This window comes from Providencia sp. PROV182 (genome assembly GCF_028480325.1).
GTDB classification, from domain to species: domain Bacteria; phylum Pseudomonadota; class Gammaproteobacteria; order Enterobacterales; family Enterobacteriaceae; genus Providencia; species Providencia hangzhouensis.
The window spans coordinates 18,762-40,869 of sequence record NZ_JAMPOL010000028.1; the positions used below are offsets into that span (position 1 = coordinate 18,762).

15 protein-coding genes and 3 tRNA genes are annotated in these 22,108 nt (G+C 38.8%); 12 read left to right on the forward strand and 6 right to left on the reverse strand.

The window, feature by feature from the left end; all coding sequences use genetic code 11:
* The first annotated feature begins 275 nt into the window (after positions 1–275).
* From PR834_RS18515 to PR834_RS18555, 9 genes are read left to right on the forward strand one after another with little or no spacing between them, the layout of a single operon-like run.
* Positions 276–761 carry a prepilin-type N-terminal cleavage/methylation domain-containing protein gene (locus PR834_RS18515; protein WP_036957998.1) on the forward strand — a complete coding sequence of 162 codons (486 nt, stop codon included), beginning with the start codon at positions 276–278 and terminating at the stop codon, positions 759–761.
* Positions 755–1,360 carry a prepilin peptidase-dependent protein gene (locus PR834_RS18520; protein WP_004257611.1) on the forward strand — a complete coding sequence of 202 codons (606 nt, stop codon included), beginning with the start codon at positions 755–757 and terminating at the stop codon, positions 1,358–1,360. The genes PR834_RS18515 and PR834_RS18520 overlap by 7 nt, the downstream gene beginning before the upstream one ends.
* Complete coding sequence (locus tag PR834_RS18525) at positions 1,357–1,797, forward strand: DUF2509 family protein (protein WP_004257609.1); 441 nt, start codon at positions 1,357–1,359, stop codon at positions 1,795–1,797. The genes PR834_RS18520 and PR834_RS18525 overlap by 4 nt, the downstream gene beginning before the upstream one ends.
* Positions 1,797–2,183, forward strand: a complete 387-nt coding sequence (locus tag PR834_RS18530; protein WP_110591275.1) for a type IV pilus modification PilV family protein — start codon at positions 1,797–1,799, stop codon at positions 2,181–2,183. The genes PR834_RS18525 and PR834_RS18530 overlap by 1 nt, the downstream gene beginning before the upstream one ends.
* Positions 2,161–5,535 carry an exodeoxyribonuclease V subunit gamma gene (gene recC / locus PR834_RS18535; protein ID WP_196725188.1) on the forward strand — a complete coding sequence of 1,125 codons (3,375 nt, stop codon included), beginning with the start codon at positions 2,161–2,163 and terminating at the stop codon, positions 5,533–5,535. The genes PR834_RS18530 and recC overlap by 23 nt, the downstream gene beginning before the upstream one ends.
* 17 nt (positions 5,536–5,552) lie before the next feature.
* Positions 5,553–8,450, forward strand: coding sequence for a pitrilysin (gene ptrA / locus PR834_RS18540; protein WP_272536854.1), 2,898 nt, complete (start codon positions 5,553–5,555; stop codon positions 8,448–8,450).
* Positions 8,447–12,055, forward strand: coding sequence for an exodeoxyribonuclease V subunit beta (gene recB / locus PR834_RS18545; protein ID WP_272525365.1), 3,609 nt, complete (start codon positions 8,447–8,449; stop codon positions 12,053–12,055). The genes ptrA and recB overlap by 4 nt, the downstream gene beginning before the upstream one ends.
* On the forward strand, positions 12,055–13,902 hold the full coding sequence (gene recD / locus PR834_RS18550) for an exodeoxyribonuclease V subunit alpha (protein WP_272536855.1): 1,848 nt from the start codon (positions 12,055–12,057) through the stop codon (positions 13,900–13,902). The genes recB and recD overlap by 1 nt, the downstream gene beginning before the upstream one ends.
* A gap of 53 nt (positions 13,903–13,955) precedes the next feature.
* Positions 13,956–14,525, forward strand: coding sequence for a hypothetical protein (locus PR834_RS18555; RefSeq protein ID WP_094961122.1), 570 nt, complete (start codon positions 13,956–13,958; stop codon positions 14,523–14,525).
* A 104-nt stretch (positions 14,526–14,629) separates the two neighbouring features.
* On the opposite strand, the gene argA is transcribed toward PR834_RS18555, so the two are convergent.
* Positions 14,630–15,973, reverse strand: a complete 1,344-nt coding sequence (gene argA, locus PR834_RS18560) for an amino-acid N-acetyltransferase (RefSeq protein ID WP_036957996.1) — start codon at positions 15,971–15,973, stop codon at positions 14,630–14,632.
* Positions 15,974–16,335: 362 nt separating this feature from the next.
* Between argA and amiC the strand changes: the two genes are divergently transcribed.
* Entirely contained in the window at positions 16,336–17,586 is a 1,251-nt protein-coding gene (amiC, locus tag PR834_RS18565; protein WP_165880118.1) for an N-acetylmuramoyl-L-alanine amidase AmiC, read from the forward strand.
* A 140-nt stretch (positions 17,587–17,726) separates the two neighbouring features.
* Here the strand turns inward: amiC and PR834_RS18570 are convergent.
* From PR834_RS18570 to PR834_RS18580, 3 genes are all read right to left on the reverse strand, one after another.
* Positions 17,727–17,803 (reverse strand) — tRNA-Met (locus PR834_RS18570).
* An 18-nt stretch (positions 17,804–17,821) separates the two neighbouring features.
* A tRNA-Met gene (locus PR834_RS18575) sits at positions 17,822–17,898 on the reverse strand.
* A gap of 61 nt (positions 17,899–17,959) precedes the next feature.
* Positions 17,960–18,036: transfer RNA gene (locus tag PR834_RS18580), tRNA-Met, on the reverse strand.
* 232 nt (positions 18,037–18,268) lie between these two features.
* Here PR834_RS18580 and mltA point away from each other — a divergent pair.
* Entirely contained in the window at positions 18,269–19,390 is a 1,122-nt protein-coding gene (gene mltA / locus PR834_RS18585; RefSeq protein WP_272536856.1) for a murein transglycosylase A, read from the forward strand.
* 30 nt (positions 19,391–19,420) lie between these two features.
* Positions 19,421–20,236, forward strand: coding sequence for a tRNA cyclic N6-threonylcarbamoyladenosine(37) synthase TcdA (tcdA, locus tag PR834_RS18590; RefSeq protein WP_094961125.1), 816 nt, complete (start codon positions 19,421–19,423; stop codon positions 20,234–20,236).
* Between the two features lie 41 nt (positions 20,237–20,277).
* Here tcdA and csdE read toward each other — a convergent pair whose 3' ends face one another.
* Together csdE and csdA are read right to left on the reverse strand one after the other, a co-directional pair.
* On the reverse strand, positions 20,278–20,736 hold the full coding sequence (gene csdE, locus PR834_RS18595; protein ID WP_094961126.1) for a cysteine desulfurase sulfur acceptor subunit CsdE: 459 nt from the start codon (positions 20,734–20,736) through the stop codon (positions 20,278–20,280).
* Between the two features lie 18 nt (positions 20,737–20,754).
* Positions 20,755–21,960, reverse strand: a complete 1,206-nt coding sequence (csdA, locus tag PR834_RS18600; protein WP_262960724.1) for a cysteine desulfurase CsdA — start codon at positions 21,958–21,960, stop codon at positions 20,755–20,757.
* Positions 21,961–22,108: the final 148 nt, after the last annotated feature.

Below are 22,108 nucleotides of genomic sequence, written 5' to 3' on the forward strand. Positions count from 1 at the left end.
CATCTTAGTATTGTGTTTTTACATTTCATCAACCTCCCTCCTTTATCTATCCCATCTTTCTTAATGAATTTTATCTTGGTTCATAATTAATTTACTTTCTTACATTTATTTTGAATTAACTATTTCTTTGCGAAGCAGCTCGCAAATTGACTTGTATTGTTATGCATTTATTTATTTTGTTGCGAAGCGTTATGCAGTTTGTAATGACAAACCTCGCTAGACAGATTTTTTTTGGCAATCTCTGTCTTGCATATAAAAAGTGGAGTCACAACAAAATGAAAGTTGAATTAAATACAACGCAGCGTGGTTTCACCTTAATTGAGATTATGATTGTTTTATTTATTTGTTCTTTTGTTATTTTTTCTGGTTTATATCAATGGCAACAGCAAGTAGAAAGGCAGCGGTTAATCGATGCGGCTAGGCAAGTATCTGAGTTTATTTATAGCCAAATGACAGAAGGTGTCTATTTAAATAGGTATCAAATATTATCCGTTAAGGCTGGTAGAAATGATTGGCAGCTTGATGTTAAAGATGCGAACAGCAAGCAAGAGGTTGGCAAGTTAACAGCAAAAAGGCACCAAGGAATAGAACTTAGTAAAGCAAGCCGTACTTCAATTCAGCTATATGGTAAGCAGGGAACAATCCGTGCTTTTAGCATAGAGCTAAAAAATCAGGATCAGCAAATCACAATTTATATTTCTTCATTAGGCCGTATTAGAAGCTGTAGTCATAAAAAAATGACAGGGGTACCTAAATGTTGAATCCCTTAAATAACGATAAATTAAAAAAACAGCAGGGATTTACACTCATTGAAATATTAATGGCAATGGCTATCAGTAGCATTGTTTGTGTATCAGCGATGAGTGCTATTCCTACATTATTTAAGCAAACCTATCGAACTTACATTCAATACCAAATAGACAAGGATATAAGGCAAACATTGATAAATATGGAAAAAGATTTTAGAAGGATAGGTTACTGTAGTAGCCTAAATTGTGGTGAAGAACCTTTAAAAATCACATCAAAATTTTTAAGCAAAGGGAATAACTCGTGCATTATTTTTGCTTATGACCAAGATTTATCGGGTAGGTGGGAAGATATTAAATCCAAATCTAAAGATTCTGATTATTTTGGTTATCGGTTAAATAATGAAAAATTAGAGTCCAATCGAAATGTCCGAAATTGTGATGGGACTCGTTGGCAATCATTATTTGATGAGAAGCTAATCAAAGTTAAAAAATTAGCATTTGATTGGCGGGAAAATACCCAATTACTTGAAATGGAAATAAGCCTTAAAACAGAGTTATTACCTAATCAAACATTTAATTACCGAATAGCGGTCTTAGTTAGAAATCTATGAAGAATATAGAGCAACAACAGGGAAACGTTTCTCTGCTTATGGTTATTATTTTTATCACAATAGGCACATTATTGATTAAATCGGTGCATTTTTTCCAAGAACGAGCTCGGGATGAGTTGCATAAGGAAATTAAATATTTCGATGCTTTTAATAAAGCAGAGTCAGCTCTTGCTTGGGGGGGAACATTACATTGGGATAGTCAATATAGAGGATTAAAGCGTTGGGTTTGCCAGAAAGAGGAAAATCAACAATGGAAAAGTTGCTTAAAACATTACAAAGGGGCGGATTTCGTGCTGTCGGGGCAAAGTCATTATCTCTTAGGGAATGATATTAAAGTTTATCGATGGGTAGTATGGGATGCAAATAAGCAACAGTTTTTCTCTCGTAAAAAAGGGTGGTTAGATTATTGCCCAGTGATAAAAAAAGGATTTTGCTAATGAAAACAAAGCAGCAAGGATTTGCATTAGTAGAGGCAATGATTGGCGTGGTTATTTTTGCTATTTCACTGGTAGCTTTGGTAAACTATTCGCAATATATCATATTGAATTTTAATAAATTGTATATGAATTCTTCGGCCATTAGAGTGTTACATAGTACATTAGAGAAAAGCTCAATGTTAGGGGAACCAATATCAGGGGAGAAAAATTCTTCCATAGATCCAAATTTGCGTTACCCTGAGTGGAAAATACAAACAACTCGCTTACCGCGAGCCGATAACTGTACTGAGTTAATGGTATCGTTAACGATAAAAAAACAGCCATTTTCATTAAGCCGTTGGTATTGCTCAACAGGAGAATACTATGTTCCAAGTGTATCATTCTAATCAATTAGATTTATTAAAAGATCTAATGACTCATTTAATGAAAAATGAACCACTTTCTCACCCTTTTGAGCAAGAAATAATTTTAGTACAAAGCCCTGGAATGTCACAATGGCTGCAAATCGAACTTGCTAAGCAGTTTGGTATTGCTGCAAATATTAGCTATCCCTTACCTGCAACGTTCATTTGGGACATGTTTAGGCGAGTCTTACCGGATATTCCAAAAGAAAGCGCTTATACCAAGCAAGCTATGACATGGAAACTAATGACAATATTGCCAACTGTCATTAATGAGGAAGAATTTGAACCTTTAAAGCATTATCTTCAAGAAGATACAGATAAACGTAAACTTCATCAGCTTGCTGGTAGGATTGCTGATTTATTTGACCAATATTTGGTTTATCGCCCACAATGGGTTGGAGTATGGCAAAAAAATGAACTAATAGAGGGGCTAAGTGAAAATCAACTATGGCAAAAACGTTTATGGCAGTGTCTTGTTGAATATTCAAATGAACTAAAACAGCCACCTTGGCATCGAGCTAATTTATATCAACATTTTATTGATACATTATCATTGAACCCTGATTTAGGAAAATTGCTGCCAAAGCGTATTTTTATTTGCGGTATCTCATCTCTTCCACCTGTTTATCTACAAGCTATCAATGCAATAGCAGAACATACAGATGTTCATTTAATGTTTACTAACCCTTGTCGCTATTATTGGGGGGACATTCAAAGCGCGTCGTTTTTAGCTAGGTTACAGCAAAGAAAACTTCGCCATTATCTTGATAAACATGAAATTTCACGTTTTAAACTCGAAGAGCATATTCCTAATTTATTTAATGAAAATGGCGAACAGGATATCGCTAATCCACTACTCGCCTCGTGGGGAAGGTTAGGTCGAGACAACCTATACTTTATTTCTCAAATCGATAGTGCGAATGAAATTTCGGCCTATGTTGATACTGAACGAGCCAATTTATTAGAGAATGTTCAGCAGGATATTTTAGATCTCGAAAACCATGCTCAATTAGGGACAACATTAGAAAATTATGAAACGAGTATTGGTAAACGACCAATCAATGAGCTAGATGATTCGATAACATTCCATTTATGTCATAGTGCACAGCGGGAAGTTGAAGTATTACAAGATCATTTGCTTTCTCTCTTTGAGCAAGATTCATCGCTAACACCGCGTGATGTGATAGTCATGGTGGCCGATATTGACAGCTATGCACCCTATATTCAGGCTGTTTTTGGTAATACGGCATCAACTCGTTATATCCCATTTTCAATTTCAGATAGAAAAGCACTGCAAGCTCACCCAATTTTACAAGCATTTATTATGCTACTCGACTTACCTCAGAGTCGTTTTTCAACGGAGCAAGTTCTTAGCCTACTTGAAGTTTCTGCTTTTTCTCAACGTTTTGGTATTGATGAAAGCGAGTTAAGTTTATTACGCCGCTGGGTTAATGAATCAGGGATCCGCTGGGGGCTTGATGACGATAATGTACGTTCTTTTGCTTTACCAGTGATAGGGCAAAATACATGGGAATTTGGCTTAAGTAGAATGTTGCTTGGCTATGCAATGGATAGCAGAAATGGCCCGTGGAATGGTATTTTACCTTATGATGAGTGCAGTGGCTTAGCCGCCCAGCTTGCCGGGAAATTAGCGCTATTAATTAATACACTAAGAGAATGGCGCTCTTTATTAGCACAAGAACGCCTACTTGAAGAGTGGAAAGAACTTTGTCAGCAACTACTTGATAGCTACTTTATGGTTGATGGGGAAACTGAACTTGTTCTCGCACTATTAACAGAACAGTGGCATCAAATCATTGATAATGCGATAATTTCAGGATATGAAGAACAAGTTCCATTGCGTTTAATTCGTGATGAACTTTCAGTTCGCTTTGATGATGAAAAAATTAGTCAACGTTTCTTGGCTGGAGCCGTTAATTTTTGCACTTTGATGCCAATGCGTTCAGTACCATTTAAAGTTGTCTGCTTACTGGGTATGAATGATGGTGCTTATCCGCGAAATATACCACCATTAGGATTTGACTTGATGGCGGAAAAACCTGTTCGTGGAGACCGAAAACGCCGGGACGATGATAGATACCTATTTTTAGAAGCATTAAATTCAGCATCTAAACAACTTTATGTTAGTTATATTGGGCTTTCTATTCGTGATAATCAGCCTTGTAATCCATCGGTATTAGTTACTGAATTAATTGATTATATTTGCCAAAGCTTTTGTTTAGTTGGTGATGAAACTTTGACTATTGATGAAAGCGCTAAACGATTAAGTGAGCATCTGGTCATCCAGCATAATAGAGTCCCATTCGCAAAAGAAAATTTCTTGCCTGAAACGCCTTATCAGAGTTTTGCGAGTGAGTGGTTACCTGCCGCAAAAACAACAAATAAAGTTGATGAACCATTTTGTTCAATACTTGAAACTCGAGAGCCCATTACTGAAATTTCTTTAGAACAATTATTACGATTTTATCGTCACCCTATCAGGGCATTTTTTCAACAGCGTTTGAAAGTCCATTTTTCTATTGAAGAAACCGAACTGCCAGAAGAAGAGCCATTTAACTTAGGTAGATTACAACGATATAAAATTAATGATCAAATTTTAGATTTACTTGTCAAAGATAAGAACATTGAGCCTTTTTATTCTGCTTTAAAAGCATCGGGTCAGCTGCCTGCTAGGCAATTTGGTCAACTTTTTTGGGAACAGCAGTTGAACGAGATATCGCCATTAGCTGAAAAAGTTAAAGAACATGATATGCAGCTATTTGATTATCCATTAGATTTTCAGTTAAATGGGATAAAAATTACTGGTTTATTGAAAAATATTCATGAAACAGGAATGGTACGATATCGCCCGGCTTACTTAACTGCTAATGATGGGGTACAGCTATGGGTGGAACATTTGCTATTTAACTCGCAAATTGGTGAAGGGGAAAGCCTTGCACTAGGAAGAGATAATAGTATTTGGCAGTTTGCTGCTATTAGCAAAGAAGATGCATTGGCTTATCTACAAGATTTAGTCGTAGGCTATTGTGAAGGGTTTAATTCCCCGTTAATTCTTCTTTCTCAAAGTGGTTGGAGTTGGGTTAAAGCTTGCTTTGATAAAAAGACAAAACAGTACGATTTTTCGAGTGAAGAAATTCAACAAAAAGCATTATCTGCTTTGCTCCAAAGCTTACAAGGAAGTCAGATGCAAAAAGGTGAGATGGAAGACGATTATGTGTCAAGAACTTGTAGAAGCATTGATGATGCGATGATTAAATCTTTGTTATCGAACACTCAACGGTTTTTATTACCGATGACAAAATACTTGAAATGACAGGAGAGCAACAAAGGATGCAATATTTATCCAAAAATATCGCTCATCTATTTTTATTACTGATAATTTTTTTCGGTGGTCAAGCAATAGCAGCGCAACCACTTTGGCAAGTTTTGCCTGAAACAGTAAATAAAAGTGAAAGAGACCCTAGGGAATATAAAGCCATCAAACTTAGTAATGATATGACGGTTTTATTGGTATCAGATGCCAAAGCAACAAAATCATTGGCTGCGGTATCGATACCTGTTGGTAGTATTGAAAACCCAAATAGCCAATTAGGGTTGGCTCATTATTTAGAGCATATGGTTTTAATGGGTTCCAAAAAGTACCCAGAGCCAAGTAGTTTCTCTGAATTTTTGCAAAAACACGGTGGTAGCCATAATGCAAGTACCGCTTCTCATCGTACTGCTTATTACTTTGAAGTTGAAAATGGTGCATTAAAAGAAGCGACGGATAGGCTTGCAGATGCATTAGCTGAGCCACTTTTAGACCCGATTAATGCAGACAGAGAACGTAATGCAGTTAATGCAGAACTTACAATGGCACGTTCTCGTGACGGGATGCGTATATGGCAAGTACGTTCTGAAACATTGAACCCATTACACCCGAACTCACGTTTTTCGGGGGGGAATTTAGAGACTCTGAAAGATAAACCTAATAGCAAACTACAAGATGAGCTTGTGGGTTTTTATAAGCAGTATTATTCTGCAAACCTAATGAATGCAGTGCTTTACGGCGACCAATCTATCGAATCATTAGCGAATATTGCACAGGAAACATTTGGGCGTATACCTAATTTTAACGCAAGTGTTCCCGCTGTTAATATCCCAGCAGTAACGGATAATGAAAAAGGTATTATTATTCATTATGTGCCAGCGCAACCGCAAAAAGCCATACAAATTGAATTCAGTATTAAAAATAATATGGCAGATTTTCGCAGTAAAAGTGACAACTATATTAGTTACTTAATTGGTAATAGAAGCCCCGGAACATTGGCTGATTGGTTAATATCGCAAGGGCTTGCTGAAGGTATCAGTGCCTCTGCCACTCCAAATTTAGATAGAAACTATGGTTCATTCTCTATTTATGTGACATTGACTGATAAAGGGTTACAAGAAAGAGACGAAATTATTGCAGCTATCTTTTCTTATCTTGAGTTAATTAAAAATGATGGGGTCAATAAAAGTTACTTTGATGAAATAGCAAAAGTTCTTAATTTATCATTCCGTTATGGTTCAATTGTCAGGGATATGAACTACATTGAATGGCTATCAGACCAAATGATTGATGTTCCTGTTAATCATGTTCTTGATTCAGATTACATTGCAGATAAGTATGAGCCTGAAGCGATTAAACAGCGTTTATCAGAGCTCACCGCGCAAGAGGCGAGGATTTGGTTTATTAGTCCAAATGAACCGAATAACAAAAAAGCCTATTTTGTCGATGCACCGTATCAGGTCAATAAAATCACAGCAAAACAATTTAAAACCTGGGCAAGTTTAGAATCTAAAATGAATTTTAAATTGCCTGCTTTAAACCCGTATATTGCTGATAATTTATCACTAATTAAAGCTGATAAGGTTTATAAACACCCCGAATTCATCTATCAAGATGGCAATACACGAGTGTTATATATGCCAAGTCAATATTTTGCAGATGAGCCAAAGGCGAGTATCACTTTATCATTACGTTCTAACCAAGGTGATAAAGATGCTAAGCAACAAGTAACGGGCTCTTTATTACAATATATCGCTTCATTGAAAATGGATGAACTGCAATATCAGGCATCTGTAGCTGGCATGTCTGTCTCTGTTTCTCAGGGAATCGGTCTGCAATTAAATGCCAGTGGTTACACCCAACATTTACCTGAACTCTTTTTATCCATGATAAAGCTATACCTGAATTTTGAGCCAACGGAACAAGAATTAGTTCAAGCGAAATCTTGGTATAAAGAGCAAATTGAAGTTGCTAATAATGCGAAAGCTTATGAGCTAGCCATGCAGCCGCTTCAGCGTATTAATAGTGTACCTTATTTTGAGCAAGAACAACGTTTAGCCGAGCTAGATAAAATTTCATTGCAAGACATCACTAACTACCGTGAAATGATAGTTAAAAGTGCAGCATTACAAGCGCTGGTCTTTGGTAATATGACTGAGTCGCAAAGCATTAAAACTATTAAAGATGCACAGCAATTATTAAAGAGCGAAGGTACCAATTGGTGGCGTGGTGATATTGTAGTTATCGACAAAAATTACCTAGCAGATTTCCATAAACAGGGGAATAGCTCAGATAATGCACTTGCTGAAGTCTTTATTCCAGACGGTTATAGCCGCATTGATGGCGCAGTATTATCAGGTATTCTTTCTAAGGTAATTCAGCCTTGGTTTTATGACCAATTAAGAACCAATGAGCAACTGGGTTACGCAGTATTTGCTTTTAAAGCAGGGCTGGGGGATCAGTGGGGAATGGGCTTTTTAATTCAAAGTAATGCCAAAACACCGAGTTACTTGAATACTCGTTATCAACAATTCTATCTTCAAGCATTAGAGAAACTGAAAAAGCTGCCGATAGATGAATTTAATCAATATAAACAATCCATTATCACGGAGATGAATCAACCACCTCAAACATTCTATGAGGAGGTAGGCCGTTATTCATCTGATTTTTCTAGAAATATTTTCAGTTTTGATACTCGTGAAAAAGTTATTGCAACTTTAGGGACAGCAACGAAAGAACAAGTCATTGAGTATTATGAAAATGCAGTTATAAAGCACAAGGGGTTAGCAGTAAGCTCCCAAGTTATAGGCCAAGGAGTTGATACTAAAGTGGGGTATGCTCATCTGAAAGATTGGGTGCTTTACCCAACAGCTTCTCAGTTGCAAAAGATTTTACCAATAAAGGAAGATGCTGAGTGAATAAAGTGCAGGTAGAGTCCCAATTACTGAATGTTTTTTCCTTACCTCTGCGTGGGCAGCGGTTAATTGAAGCATCTGCAGGAACGGGTAAAACATATACAATTGGTATACTTTATCTGCGGCTTTTATTAGGTCTGGGAGGCGTTAATGCGTTTCCTAGGCCGTTAAGTGTTGAAGAAATTTTAGTTGTAACATTTACTGAGGCTGCGACGAATGAGTTACGGGGACGTATTCGTCAACGTATTCATGATATGCGCTTAGTTTGCTTAAGAAATGGCGTTGGTTTCGAGTCGCAGCCTGAGTATCTTGAATTATTAGCTGAGCTTTCGGGGGAATCCCAAAGAAAATTCGCTGCGCAATGGTTGCAGGCAGCGGAAAGGCAAATGGATGAAGCCGCGATATATACTATCCATGGTTTTTGCCAAAGAATGCTAGTTCATAATGCATTTGAGTCGGGAGTATTGTTCGAACAAACAATGATTCAAGATGAATTTCCGATCCAAAAACAAGCTTGTGCAGACTTTTGGCGCCGCCATTTTTATCCTCTGAATTACTCCATGACGAAAGTCATTCAGTCACTGTGGACTAGTCCTGAAGCATTACTTTCGGAGATTAAACCTTTCTTGCAGGGTGACATTCCTTTAATTATTAACCAACCGAAACAAGTAGAAACTCTAGAAGAACGGCATCAGCGGCTAATCTTGTTAATTGAGTCAGTTAAAACGGCCTGGTTAGAAAACTCAGCGGATTTTGAGAAGCTTATCGCTGATTCAGATGTGGATAAACGAAGTTATAGTACTCGTTTTCTACCTACATGGCTGATAAAAATAGGCGAATGGGCTCAAGAAAAAACAGAAGATTATCAGCTTCCTAAAGATCTTGAACGTTTCTCACAAACGGTATTACATAAAAAATCAAAAAGTGGCTTAGGGCCAGAACATATTGTTTTCCAAAGTATAGATGAGCTACTTTCTCAATCATTAACTCTAAAAGATCTGGTTATTCCACTGGCCATTTCAGAGGTGAGGGAAGCGATTACTAATGAAAAACATAATCGTGGTGAAATGGGGTTTGATGATTTATTGACCCGTTTAGACGGTGCTCTTGCTCAAGAAAGTGGGAAATTTTTAGCTCAAGCTATTAGTCAACGCTTTCCTGTTGCGATGATAGATGAGTTTCAAGATACAGATGCACAGCAATACCGTATTTTTCAAAGAATTTATCGGGAAGTTAATGACAGCGCATTACTTTTCATCGGCGACCCTAAACAAGCTATATATGCTTTTCGGGGCGCAGATATTTTCACCTATATCGAAGCAAAAAATGAAGTTAGTGCTCACTACACATTAGAGACTAACTATCGTTCATCGCAAAATATGGTTGAAGCTATTAATCACTTATTTGGCCGCTGTCAGTCACCATTTATTTTTGAGCAAATTCCTTTTCAACCCGTTAATTTCGCTAAGCAAAATAGCGGTAAAAAACTTATTCATGATGGCGAAGTGGTCAAAGCACTTACATTTTGGCAAGTGGAAGCAGAAGGTGTCTCAGTTGCTGAATATGAACAGGCAACAGCTTCACAATGTGCAGCGCAAATAGCACAATATTTACAAGGCGGGTTTCAGGGTAGTAGCTATTTTGACAATAAAGGAGCACATACTCCTGTAGAAGCTTCTGATATTACTGTGTTGGTTCGTAGCCGACGTGAAGCTGTATTGATTCGTGATGCTTTAAATCGGTTAAATATCCCTTCTGTGTTTCAATCTAATCGGGAAAGTGTATTTTCAACACCAGAAGCGAGAGATTTACTGTGGTTACTACAGGCAGTTTTAACACCAGAAAAAGAACGTGTTTTACGCAGTGCATTGGCGACAGGAATATTGGGTTTAACCGCTAAACAAATTGATGACCTAAACCATGATGAAAAATCGTGGGAAAAAATTGTAGATGAATTTGCTCGTTATGGCATGGTGTGGCAAAAACGAGGCGTGCTCCCCATGCTTAGAATGGTCATGGCGCAGAGGCAAATTGCAGAAACGTTGTTATCAGGTGCTGATGGAGAGCGTCGCTTAATGGATGTGATGCATATTGGTGAGCTGTTACAAGAAATGTCATTACAGCTTGAAGGTGAGCACACACTAACACGTTGGCTAGCGCAACAAATTGCCCATCCTGATCATCAATCTGACGTACAACAAATGCGTCTTGAAAGTGATAAACATTTGGTGCAGATCAGTACCATACATAAATCTAAGGGCCTTGAATATAAGATTGTTTGGTTGCCTTTTGCGAGCAATTTTCTACCCCAATCTAAAGGTTTATATCACGATAGAACGGATTATGCAGTACGGCTAGATTTAAACGATAGTGAAGAAAATGTTGCTCTAGCTGATGAAGAGCGTCTAGCAGAAGACCTACGCTTATTATATGTAGCACTCACAAGGGCTATCTATCACTGTAGTGTCGGTATTGCACCATTAATTAAAGGTAACAGAAAAAAAAGTGGTGAAACCGATTTACACTTATCTGCGCTGGGTTACGTCATCCAAAAAGGGCAAGCAGGAGATAGCCTACTACTGAATGATATGCTGGCTGAAATTAGCAATGACGTTATTGATGTTGCAGTGATTAATCAGCCTAAGTCGGAACGCGTATTGTTAGAACAAAATGATAGCGTAAACTTATCGGCAAGAGCAGTGACTCGTCATTTTAATGACCATTGGCGTGTTACCAGCTATTCTGGGTTAAGTTACGGTTCAAGCCATACTGAATCAGAAGAATCAGTTTCAGCATTGCAATTTGCTAATTCATTAGCCCCTAATATGGATATTGAGGCTAGTGTTGATGTGGAGCAACAGGAAGACGAGTCTCTTATCCTAACTCCTCATCAATTTCCTAAAGGTGCATCACCGGGAACATTTTTGCATAACTTGATGGAGGAGATTGATTTTAGTGGGCATGTTTCTCAAGAATGGTTGTCTGAAAAACTTGAATCCTCAGGGTTTGACATACAGTGGGCACCAATGCTGCAAGAATGGCTGCATGCAATTGTACAGGCACCACTATCAGAAGACGGCTTATGTTTATCTGCATTACAGGCTCAAGACCAATTGGATGAAATGCAGTTTTATCTCCCTATTGATTCCCTATTGAGTGCCAGTCATTTAGATAAGATAACGCACCAATATGACCCATTATCACAACGTTGTCCTCCGCTAAATTTTGAGAGAGTTCAGGGTATTTTAAAGGGGTTTATTGACCTCACCTTTTACTGGAAAGGCAAATTTTATCTTCTTGATTATAAATCAAATTATTTAGGGAAAGATGCCAGTTTTTATACCCAAGAAGCCATGGCTGAAGCGATGATAGACCACCGCTATGATTTGCAATATCAACTATATTCGTTAGCGTTACATCGTTACCTCAAGCAAAGAATGCCTAATTATGATTATGAAACTCATTTTGGTGGCGTTTATTATTTATTTTTACGAGGCATAGATAATATTCACTCAAGTAACGGCATTTTCTTTTATCGCCCTATAGAGCCTTTTATTGAAGCGTTAGATAGCTTATTTAAAAATGTTCAGCAAGGGGAAGCAACTTAATGAAATCCCTATTTAATCAGGCTATTGAGAAGAATATCTTTACACCTCTAGATGTACAATTTGCTTACAGCATTTCTGATGATAAGTGTCCTATAGTACTTATGATTGCCGCACTCCTTAGCGCAGAAACTATGGCTGGGCACGTTTGCCTAGCACTGGCGGATGTTGACCCCGAAAAATTGTTTGCGGGAAGGCATCCAGAGTTAGCAACTGCGTTTTGGCAAAAAATGGGAGAGCCGAGTGAGCAAGAGCTCTATCAAACGCTCAGACAAGCAAATGCAGTGTCATTATCAACAGAAAACAAAATCTCTCCTTTGGTGCTTTCAGGGGAATATTTATATTTTCAACGGATGTGGCAATATGAGCAGTATGTTGCGAAATTTTTCTCTAATACATTAATAGATAAGCAAAATAATGTTCAAATTAAGAATGTACTAGACAGCTTATTTCCTATTACTGATGATATAGATTGGCAAAAAGTTGCAGCAGCAGTTGCTGTAACGAGTAAGGTGTCAATTATATCAGGGGGGCCAGGAACAGGAAAAACCACAACAGTTGCACGTATCCTTGCTGCATTAATTAAACTTGAAACTAAGTATCACCATAAAATTAGAATAGAGTTGGCAGCTCCAACCGGTAAGGCGGCAGCTAGGTTGACGGAGTCCCTCGGAGAGGCGATGAAAAAAATGCCTTTAACCGATGAAGAACACGCTGTTTTGCCTAATCATGCAAAAACATTGCACCGTTTACTAGGGGCTCAACCTGAGAGCCAGCAGTTTCGCTATAACCGAGATAATCGCTTATCTCTTGATGTACTGATTGTTGATGAAGCCTCAATGGTAGATTTACCCATGATGAGCAAATTACTTGAGTCATTACCTGAAAATGCAAAGTTAATATTTCTAGGTGATAAAGACCAATTAGCCTCAGTCGAGGCAGGGGCAGTATTAGGGGATATCTGTCAGTTTGCTGATAACGGTTATAGTGCAGAAAGAGCGTCCCAACTTTCGGAGTTAACAGGGCATTCAGTTGAATCTTATGCATCACCAAGCGGCCCAATTATTCGTGATAGCCTATGTCTGCTACGTAAAAGCTACCGTTTTTCGGCAGATTCAGGGATTGGCCAACTCGCTTTTGCTGTAAATGAAGGTAATGTTTCTAGAGTTCAACAGTTACTAAATCAGCAGCGGCCAGATGTACATAGTTATATTCAAGAAACCGCAGATGATTACGCGAAAATTTTATTAGATGCCGCTGAAAATTATAAGGAATATCTACTAGCGGTTAAAAATAAAGAAGATCCTGAGCAAGTTTTGAAAAAATTTAACCAATATCGGGTACTAACAGCTCTGCGAGAAGGCCCTTTTGGCGTCATTGGCCTTAACGATAAATTGGAAAAATTATTTCATAGGCAAGGGATAATAAACCGTCCATATAATTTATTGAATAAACACTATGCAGGCCGGCCAATTATGATTAGCCGTAATGACAGCCCATTAGGACTCTTTAATGGGGATATAGGTATCATTTTACCGGATGAAGAAAATGCACTGAGAGCCTATTTTCAATTTCCAGATGGGACTATTCGTGGGGTACAACCTAACCGACTTCCACAACATGAAACAGCTTATGCAATGACCGTTCATAAATCACAAGGTTCGGAGTTTGCTCATACCGCATTAGTTTTACCAAATGTATATTCTCCCGTAATGACTCGTGAGCTGGTGTATACGGCGATAACTCGAGCTAAAAAAGAGCTATCTCTTTATGGCAGCCCAAAGGTATTACGTCGAGCAGTTGAAACACCAACCAAGCGGCGAAGTGGTTTAGCGACCCAATTAATGTGACTAGTTTATATGTAAGTTACGTGAATATTTAACCCAAAAGTAAAGGTAATGAGATGGATAACCAGCAAGCAATGACGGCAATTACAGTAACATTAAATGCAAGACTTGAACCGATTAGGCGTGGTGATTTAGAAGATGCATTTAATGAAGTCATGAAAAGCATGGGTAAAAATATCCATGTTACAGGTGGTGGAACATTATTAAGTGATAATGGCGAAGCGCAAGAATGCGATATAGAAATAGCACTTGAAGAAGCTAGTGACGAAAATATCAGTTTAATTATTCAACTTTTTTCTTCAATGTTAGCTCCAAAGGGCTCTCGTTTATTCATTCATGGCGAAGATGTTCGAATCGATTTTGGCTCAGATGAAGGTATGGCTATTTATTTCAACGGGACAGAGCTCGCTGATGACGTTTATGAAAATGGGGATATCAATGAAGTATTCGATACTCTAGATGAAGCAGTGGAAGATATTGGGAGTATTCACGGGGTCTGGGATGGCCCGACAGAAACGGCATTTTATTTTTATGGTACTTCTTTCGCTGAGATGAAAGCTGCAATACAGCCGCATTTAGACTCCATTCCTTTGTGTGAAAAAGCAAGGGTTATTCAGATAGCTTAGTGGCTATTCATTTGTGTTAAAGCCATAGCCCAAACTATGCATCCTTGTATAGTTTGGGGTTAAAGTAATTGGCTAAATAGTAATCATTTTGAATACTCTAATATTTACTTATCAGCTTGGTTTTTTAAATCTAAAATCAATATTTTAGAGCGTCGCTGGTAGTTGTATAAAGCCTGTTTTTTCATTGGTAACATCTCAATCTCCGCAGGGGTAAAACCACGCTCTTGAAACCAATGGATGCTACGAGTTGTTAGTACAAATAGCTTGTCTAAACCAAATTGTTTTGCTTGTACGGCAATACGGTGCAGTAACTCCTCTCCCCTAGATGAACTACGGTAATCAGGATGAACAGCGACACATGCCATTTCACCTAATTTTTCTTCTGGGTAAGGGTAAAGCGCTGCACAAGCGATGACTAAGTTATCACGTTCAATAATGGTAAATTTATCAATTTCCATTTCTAATTGCTCACGTGAACGTCTAACTAAAATCCCTTGCTGCTCTAATGGGCGAATAAGTTCTAATATTCCACCAATATCATTAATGTTTGCACGGCGGATTTGTTCCGCGCTTTCCATGACTATTTGGGTACCAATACCATCGCGAGAGAATAATTCTTGAATTAAAGAACCATTTTCTTGGTAGCTCAATAGGTGGCTACGGCGGACACCCCGGCGACAAGCTTTTGCGGCTCCACGTAGAAAACGCACGGTTCCTGAGTAGTAATCGCCCTCAGATTCCAGCTCTTGAATACGGTTTTCTGCTTCATTTGGGAATAATTCAGACAAAATATTGCCTTCTTTATCTACTACACCTTGTGAGGAGCAAAAACCGATCAGTTTTTCCGCTTTCATTTTTACTGCTAATTGAGTTGCAATTTCTTCAGAGGTCAGATTAAAACTTTCTCCTGTGACAGAGACTGCAACCGGCCCAATCAACACAATGGAACCATTATCTAACTGATTATTAATGGCTTCTTCATTAATACGGCGGATTCTTCCGCTGTGGCAATAATCAATGCCATCATCAACCCCTAGAGGTTGAGCAATAACGAAATTACCACTAACCACATTAATATGTGCGCCTTGAAGCGGGGTATTACCTAAGCTCATAGATAACCGAGCCGTGATATCTAATTGTAAAGCTCCAGAAGCTTGTTTTACATATTCAAGTGTATTCGCATCTGTTACGCGAGTATGTTTATGATAAACCGCATCATATTTGTGTTCAGCTAAGATATCCTCAATTTGAGGCCTAGCACCATAAACGACAATAATTCGGATGCCTAAACTATGCAATAATCCTATATCATTGACAATGCTAGGAAAATTTTCATGCGCAATCGCTTCACCACCAAGCATAATAATGAATGTTTTGCCGCGGTGGGCGTTTATATAAGGGACCGAATGGCGAAACTCATCAACCAACTCGGTGCTGCGCTCTTTCATAACAACCCTCTTAATTGAATTTTTATTCGTTAATAATGTATTTTTATTCTTTTTGTTGGGAAATATCAAGTAAAAGATGGGATAAAAAAAGTAACATTTTTATTTTTATCGTTTACATATCTCTAAATTTAACTAGATATACTCTACGAAAATTAAATTGCATAAAATTGACACAGAAAGTCACTCACAAATATTTTCTCTCGGTATGATTAGGTTATACTCATTAATGTAACTCTATAGATGCTTTGATATATTCTTAATGACAGAGTGCAAATGATTAGTTAGAGTGCGTATTTCAAGTCTAATTATTAGCAATTATCCTAAAATCACTTTATTTTTCAGTTCTAGGTTCGGAATTATTGATGAGTCACCAAGATCACAACCCATCGAAGCGTCGTTTTATTCAGGGCGCAGCTGCAGTTATGTTACTGAGCATTAGCCCATTCGGTTTTTCTGCGAGTAGCAGCGTGGTGGCTGTGCGCATTTGGCCTGCATCCAGCTATACCCGGGTAACATTGGAATCTAGTACTCCATTGAAGTACCGCCAGTTTGTGCTTAATAACCCTGAGCGTATTGTGGTCGATCTTGAAGGGGTGCAGTTAAATAATGTATTAAAGGATATGGGAACCCAAATTCAAACACGTGATCCTTACCTTAAACTGGTTAGAGTTGGGCAATTTGATCCGAAAACGGTTCGCTTGGTATTTGAAGTTAAAAATAAAGTTAGTCCTCAATTCTTCTCGATGACCCCTGTTGCGGAATTTAAGCACCGCTTAGTTCTTGATTTTTATCCAGGTAAAGGTGTTGACACCAATGATGATCCTCTATTGGCATTACTTGAGGATTATAATAAAGGTGATCTTGAGGAAAGCATGCCTGCTCAAGCGAAGAAGCCTGGAAAAGCAGGAACGGATCGCCCCATTATTATTATGATCGACCCAGGGCATGGTGGTGAAGACCCTGGTGCGATAGGCAAATATAAGACACGTGAAAAAGATGTGGTTTTACAGATCGCACGGCGCTTAAAAGCTTTGATAGATAAAGACCCTAAAATGCGTTCCTATATGACTCGTAATGAAGATGTCTTTATTCCGTTAAAAGTCCGAGTGGCGAAAGCACGTAAAATGCAGGCTGATTTATTCGTTTCAATTCATGCAGATGCGTTTACTAACCGTTCAGCCCGCGGTTCTTCTGTTTTTGCGCTATCAACGAAAGGTGCGACCAGTAATACGGCTCGCTACCTAGCACAAACACAAAACGAAGCGGACTTAGTGGGCGGTGTGAGTAAAAGTGGAGATGTGTATCTCGACCATACGATGTTTGATCTCGTGCAAACAGCGACGATTAACGACAGTTTGAAATTTGGTGACGAAGTACTAAAACGGATGGGAAAAGTTAACAAGTTGCATAAAAATAGAGTTGACCAAGCCGGGTTCGCGGTGTTGAAGGCTCCAGAGATCCCATCAATTCTCGTTGAAACGGCTTTTATTAGTAATTTAGAAGAAGAGCGGAAATTGAAAACAGCTAAATTCCAACAACAAATGGCAGAATCCATTTTTGAAGGGGTAAAAGCTTATTTCCGTAATGGCGGTGCATTAGCAATTCGCAACTAATTAATTTAAATCAGATTAAAATAAAGAAAGGTGATAAACGTGTGTGAGTCGCCTTTTTTGTTTTTATCGATGGGTAAAAATAGAATTTATTATAGTGGTACTAAAAAGGTAATTGAATTAGAAAGGATATTTGAAAGAATTGGTTGCGGGGGCTGGATTTGAACCAACGACCTTCGGGTTATGAGCCCGACGAGCTACCATGCTGCTCCACCCCGCGACTGAAGAGGTAAAAAATTGGTTGCGGGAGCTGGATTTGAACCAACGACCTTCGGGTTATGAGCCCGACGAGCTACCATGCTGCTCCATCCCGCGACTGAATTTTTACGACTTTATACTGCAGATTTTTTGTTACTTTACTGATTTAATCAGTAATTGGTTGCGGGGGCTGGATTTGAACCAACGACCTTCGGGTTATGAGCCCGACGAGCTACCAAGCTGCTCCACCCCGCGTCCGATGCGGGCACTATACTCGGGATGAGATCTGATGCAAGTTTTTTCGTGTTTTTTTTTCAAAATTTAGCATTTACAGAACAAAATCTGTTCTGTCTGGCTGTTTTTTGCTCTTTAGTGAGTAGAGAGAGGAAAATAACCTAACTAAATATATTTACACGTTTCATTCCCTAATTGGGTTTGCTATTGTGCGCTTCATATTGGATTGTTGGATTTATTTGGGTGGTAGAGCATGAATATAGGGCTAACAAAAATCGTCAATAAACAAATAGTAAAAAAATGGTTAGTAACCAGCGTATTTCTTTCCTTATTAGCTGGATGCCAAACCCATCCAACGGATAAAGGCCAACAATATAAAGATGGTCGCTTAGTGCAAGATTTACAGAAAGTAAATCAAGTGAATGTACAGGGGAGACCAATAAATGCGCCAGATTTTAATCAACAAGTTAATGAAATTAAAAATGCATCACCGCGATTGTTTAAAAATAACAACGATACCTATCATGCTATAGAAAACTGGTTGATGGCGGGGGGGAACCCGGCTCAATTGGCAAATTTCAATTTAACCGCTTTCCAAATGGAAGGCGCTGATAATTATGGAAACGTACAATTTACAGGGTATTACACGCCTGTGATCGAGGCGCGCCGTATGGCTCAAGGTGAATTTCGTTATCCGTTGTACGGTATGCCGCCAAAAGGAAAAACACGCTTACCTAGCCGAGCGGCAATTTATAATGGTGCCCTGAGTGATCATTTAATTTTAGCTTATAGTAATTCGCCGGTTGAAAATTTTATGATGGAAGTTCAGGGAAGTGGTTATGTTGATTTTGGGGATGGCAGCCCACTGAATTTCTTTGGTTATGCAGGTAAAAATGGTCACGCCTATAAAAGTATCGGAAAAGTGCTGGTAGACCGAGGTGAAGTTCCTTTGAGCCAAATGTCATTACAAGCTATCCATGATTGGACGAATCAGCATAGCGAGCAAGAAGTTCGCCAGCTATTAGAAGAAAATCCGTCATTTGTATTTTTTAAACCGCAATCATTTGTCCCCGTTAGAGGCGCAAGTGCGGTTCCTTTAATTGCTAAAGCATCTGTTGCATCAGATAAAACCCTCATTCCACCGGGAACAGCCTTACTCGCGGAGATCCCTGTGTTAGATAATAATGGGAAATTTACGGGTCAGTACGAAATGCGTATGATGATAGCCTTGGATGTTGGTGGTGCGATTAAAGGGCATCATTTTGATATTTACCACGGTATAGGCCATGAAGCCGGAAAAATGGCCGGTTTTTATAACCATTACGGGCGAGCTTGGGTGCTGAAAAAAAGCCAGCCGCTATTTGGTTCAATGTAGTTACAGTTTTAACTGAGGTTGTTCGTTATTATGCAAGCTAAGCTTTCTGATGCTTGGATGCAGCGTTTTGCTGGGATCGGGCGTTTATATGGGCAACATGCTCTTCATCTTTTTGCACGTTCCCACATTTGTGTCATTGGCATTGGTGGGGTAGGCGTGTGGGCCGCGGAGGCGCTTGCTCGTTCAGGTATTGGGCATATCACATTAATTGATATGGATGATATTTGTGTGACTAATACCAATCGCCAATTACATGCCATCAAGTCGACAGTTGGGCAACCAAAAGTTGATGTGATGAAAAATCGTATTTTAGAAATTAACCCCGAATGTGTAGTGGATGTTATTGATGATTTTATTACTGTTGATAATGTCGCTCACTACCTTAGCACGGGGTTTGATTATGTCATTGATGCCATTGATAGTGTAAGGCCTAAAGCAGCGTTGTTAGCGTATTGTAGACGCTTTAAAATACCCATTATCACCACAGGTGGGGCTGGTGGACAAATCGACCCAACACAGATTCAAGTGACAGACCTAGCTAAAACGGTTCAAGACCCTTTAGCCGCTAAGTTGCGCGAACGCTTAAAATCCGATTTTAACGTTGTTAAAAATGGCAAAGGAAAGCTCGGGATTGACTGTGTTTTTTCTACTGAACAGCTTGTTTATCCGCAAAGTGATGGCACTGTGTGTGCGGCAAAAAGCACTGCGGATGGCTCTAAGCGTATGGACTGCGCTTCAGGCTTTGGTGCGGTGACTATGGTTACAGCCAGTTTTGGGTTTATTGCTGTCTCACATGCACTTAAAAAGATGATAGCAAAATCACAACGGGAAATGGAACAGCAGTAAAGTGAATGAGGCTATTGCGATAGATAGCCTCATTCAATGAATTACGCAGGTGTCATTTCATTGGCAATATTTTGAATTGCCGTAATGAGTGATTGAATACCATTTTGGCGGGATTCGCTGAGCTGGCTAGGTAAGCCGGTTTGAGCTAATAAGCTATTAAAATCAATTTCCATGATTTCTTTCGCTGTTTTTTGCTCTATTGCCGCTAATAAAATGGTAAATAACCCTTTCACCACTCGGCCTTCACTATCCCCATAAAAATGAAATGTTTCATCATCATTGAGAAGTGCTCCAATCCAAACTCGGTTTTCGCAGCCTTTAACCTCTTGAGTTTGCAGTTTTTCATCATCAGACAGCGCTGGCAATTTTCTCGCAAATTGAATTAATAAACGGTATTTATCTTCCCATGCTTTATGTGTGGAAAACTGTTCAACTATTTCTTGAATTTTAATCTCTGTACCGAATGGGTGCGGAGCAAGTTCATGGTTAGTCGAAGTCATTAGGCTTCCTTTATTGATTTATTCATTGAGTATAGAAAGTGAAACGGTGACTGCATCGATAAATTTATCGACGTCTTCCCGGTTGTTGTACGGCATCATTGAGATACGCAAGCAGCCACTGATATTTAATGCATCCATTAATGGTTGGGTGCAATGTTGACCATAGCGTAATGCAATATTTTGTTCGGTCAAGAGGGCACCTAGATCACTATGGTGAATATCTTTGAAGTTAAATGATAGCAAAGGAGAATCAGGCACACTATAGCTAATAAAGCCGGGAAGTGCCGACAGTTTTTTAGTAGCATATTCGATTAGTGAGCAAGTATATGTTTCTGCTAGTGTTAAATTTATTCCTTCCAGCCACTCTAGGGTAGCAGAAAAGGCAATTACCCCTGCAATATTCGGTGTTCCTGCTTCGAATCGTTGTGGGATAGGTGCAAGAGTGAAATCGTCAAATGTGACGTGGGTCAACATTTTTCCTCCACCATGCCAAGGGGTCATTTGCTCTAAAAGTTCTGTTTTGGCGTAGCAAACTCCAAGCCCAGTTGGCCCATATAACTTATGTGCTGAAAATGCATAGAAATCAATATTCAGCTCACTGACATTAATCGGGCTATGAACGACACCTTGTGCGCCATCAACAACGACTAAAGCTCCTACTTGGTGAGCGAGCTGAGTCACCGTTTGTATATCGGGTTGATAGCCAGTTACATTGGACATTTGAGTGATAGCGATGACTTTCGTTTTTTCAGATAATTTAGATTGGAGTACATCAAGACTCAATGTCAGGTTCTTTTCAACTGGCCATTTTATAATTTTTGCGCCAGTTTGCTGTGAAAGCATAATCCAAGGTAATAAATTTGAATGATGTTCTATTTCACTGACAATAATTTCATCGTCAGGTTTTAATGTTGAGCGAAAATAACCTTGTGTAATTAAATTAATTGACTCAGTTGTTCCGCGTGTCCAAATAATATTTTTTTCACTGGAAGCATGAATATATTTTGCAGCACGGATTCGCCCCTGCTCATAATCACGTGTTAATTTCAATGATTCAGATGACTGCCCTCGATATACCGAACTGCCCGACAAGCGATAATAGTCATTAGATGCATTGATCATGGCGATAGGCTTTAATGCCGTTGCCGCACTATCAAAAAATAGTGTTGATGAGTCTATCGCTGGGAAGGTGAGGCGAAATGTGGTGGCGCTAAAATGATCCATGAGTATTTTCTTTTTAGTCAAAATTTCAATGTGTTTTGATTTTACTGAGTGCGGTATTAGTTGATTGTACATTTATTAGTACATTTATAGGTACTTTCTGATTAATTTAAACTTATCATTTTTTAATCTAGCCATTGAAATATTTTGT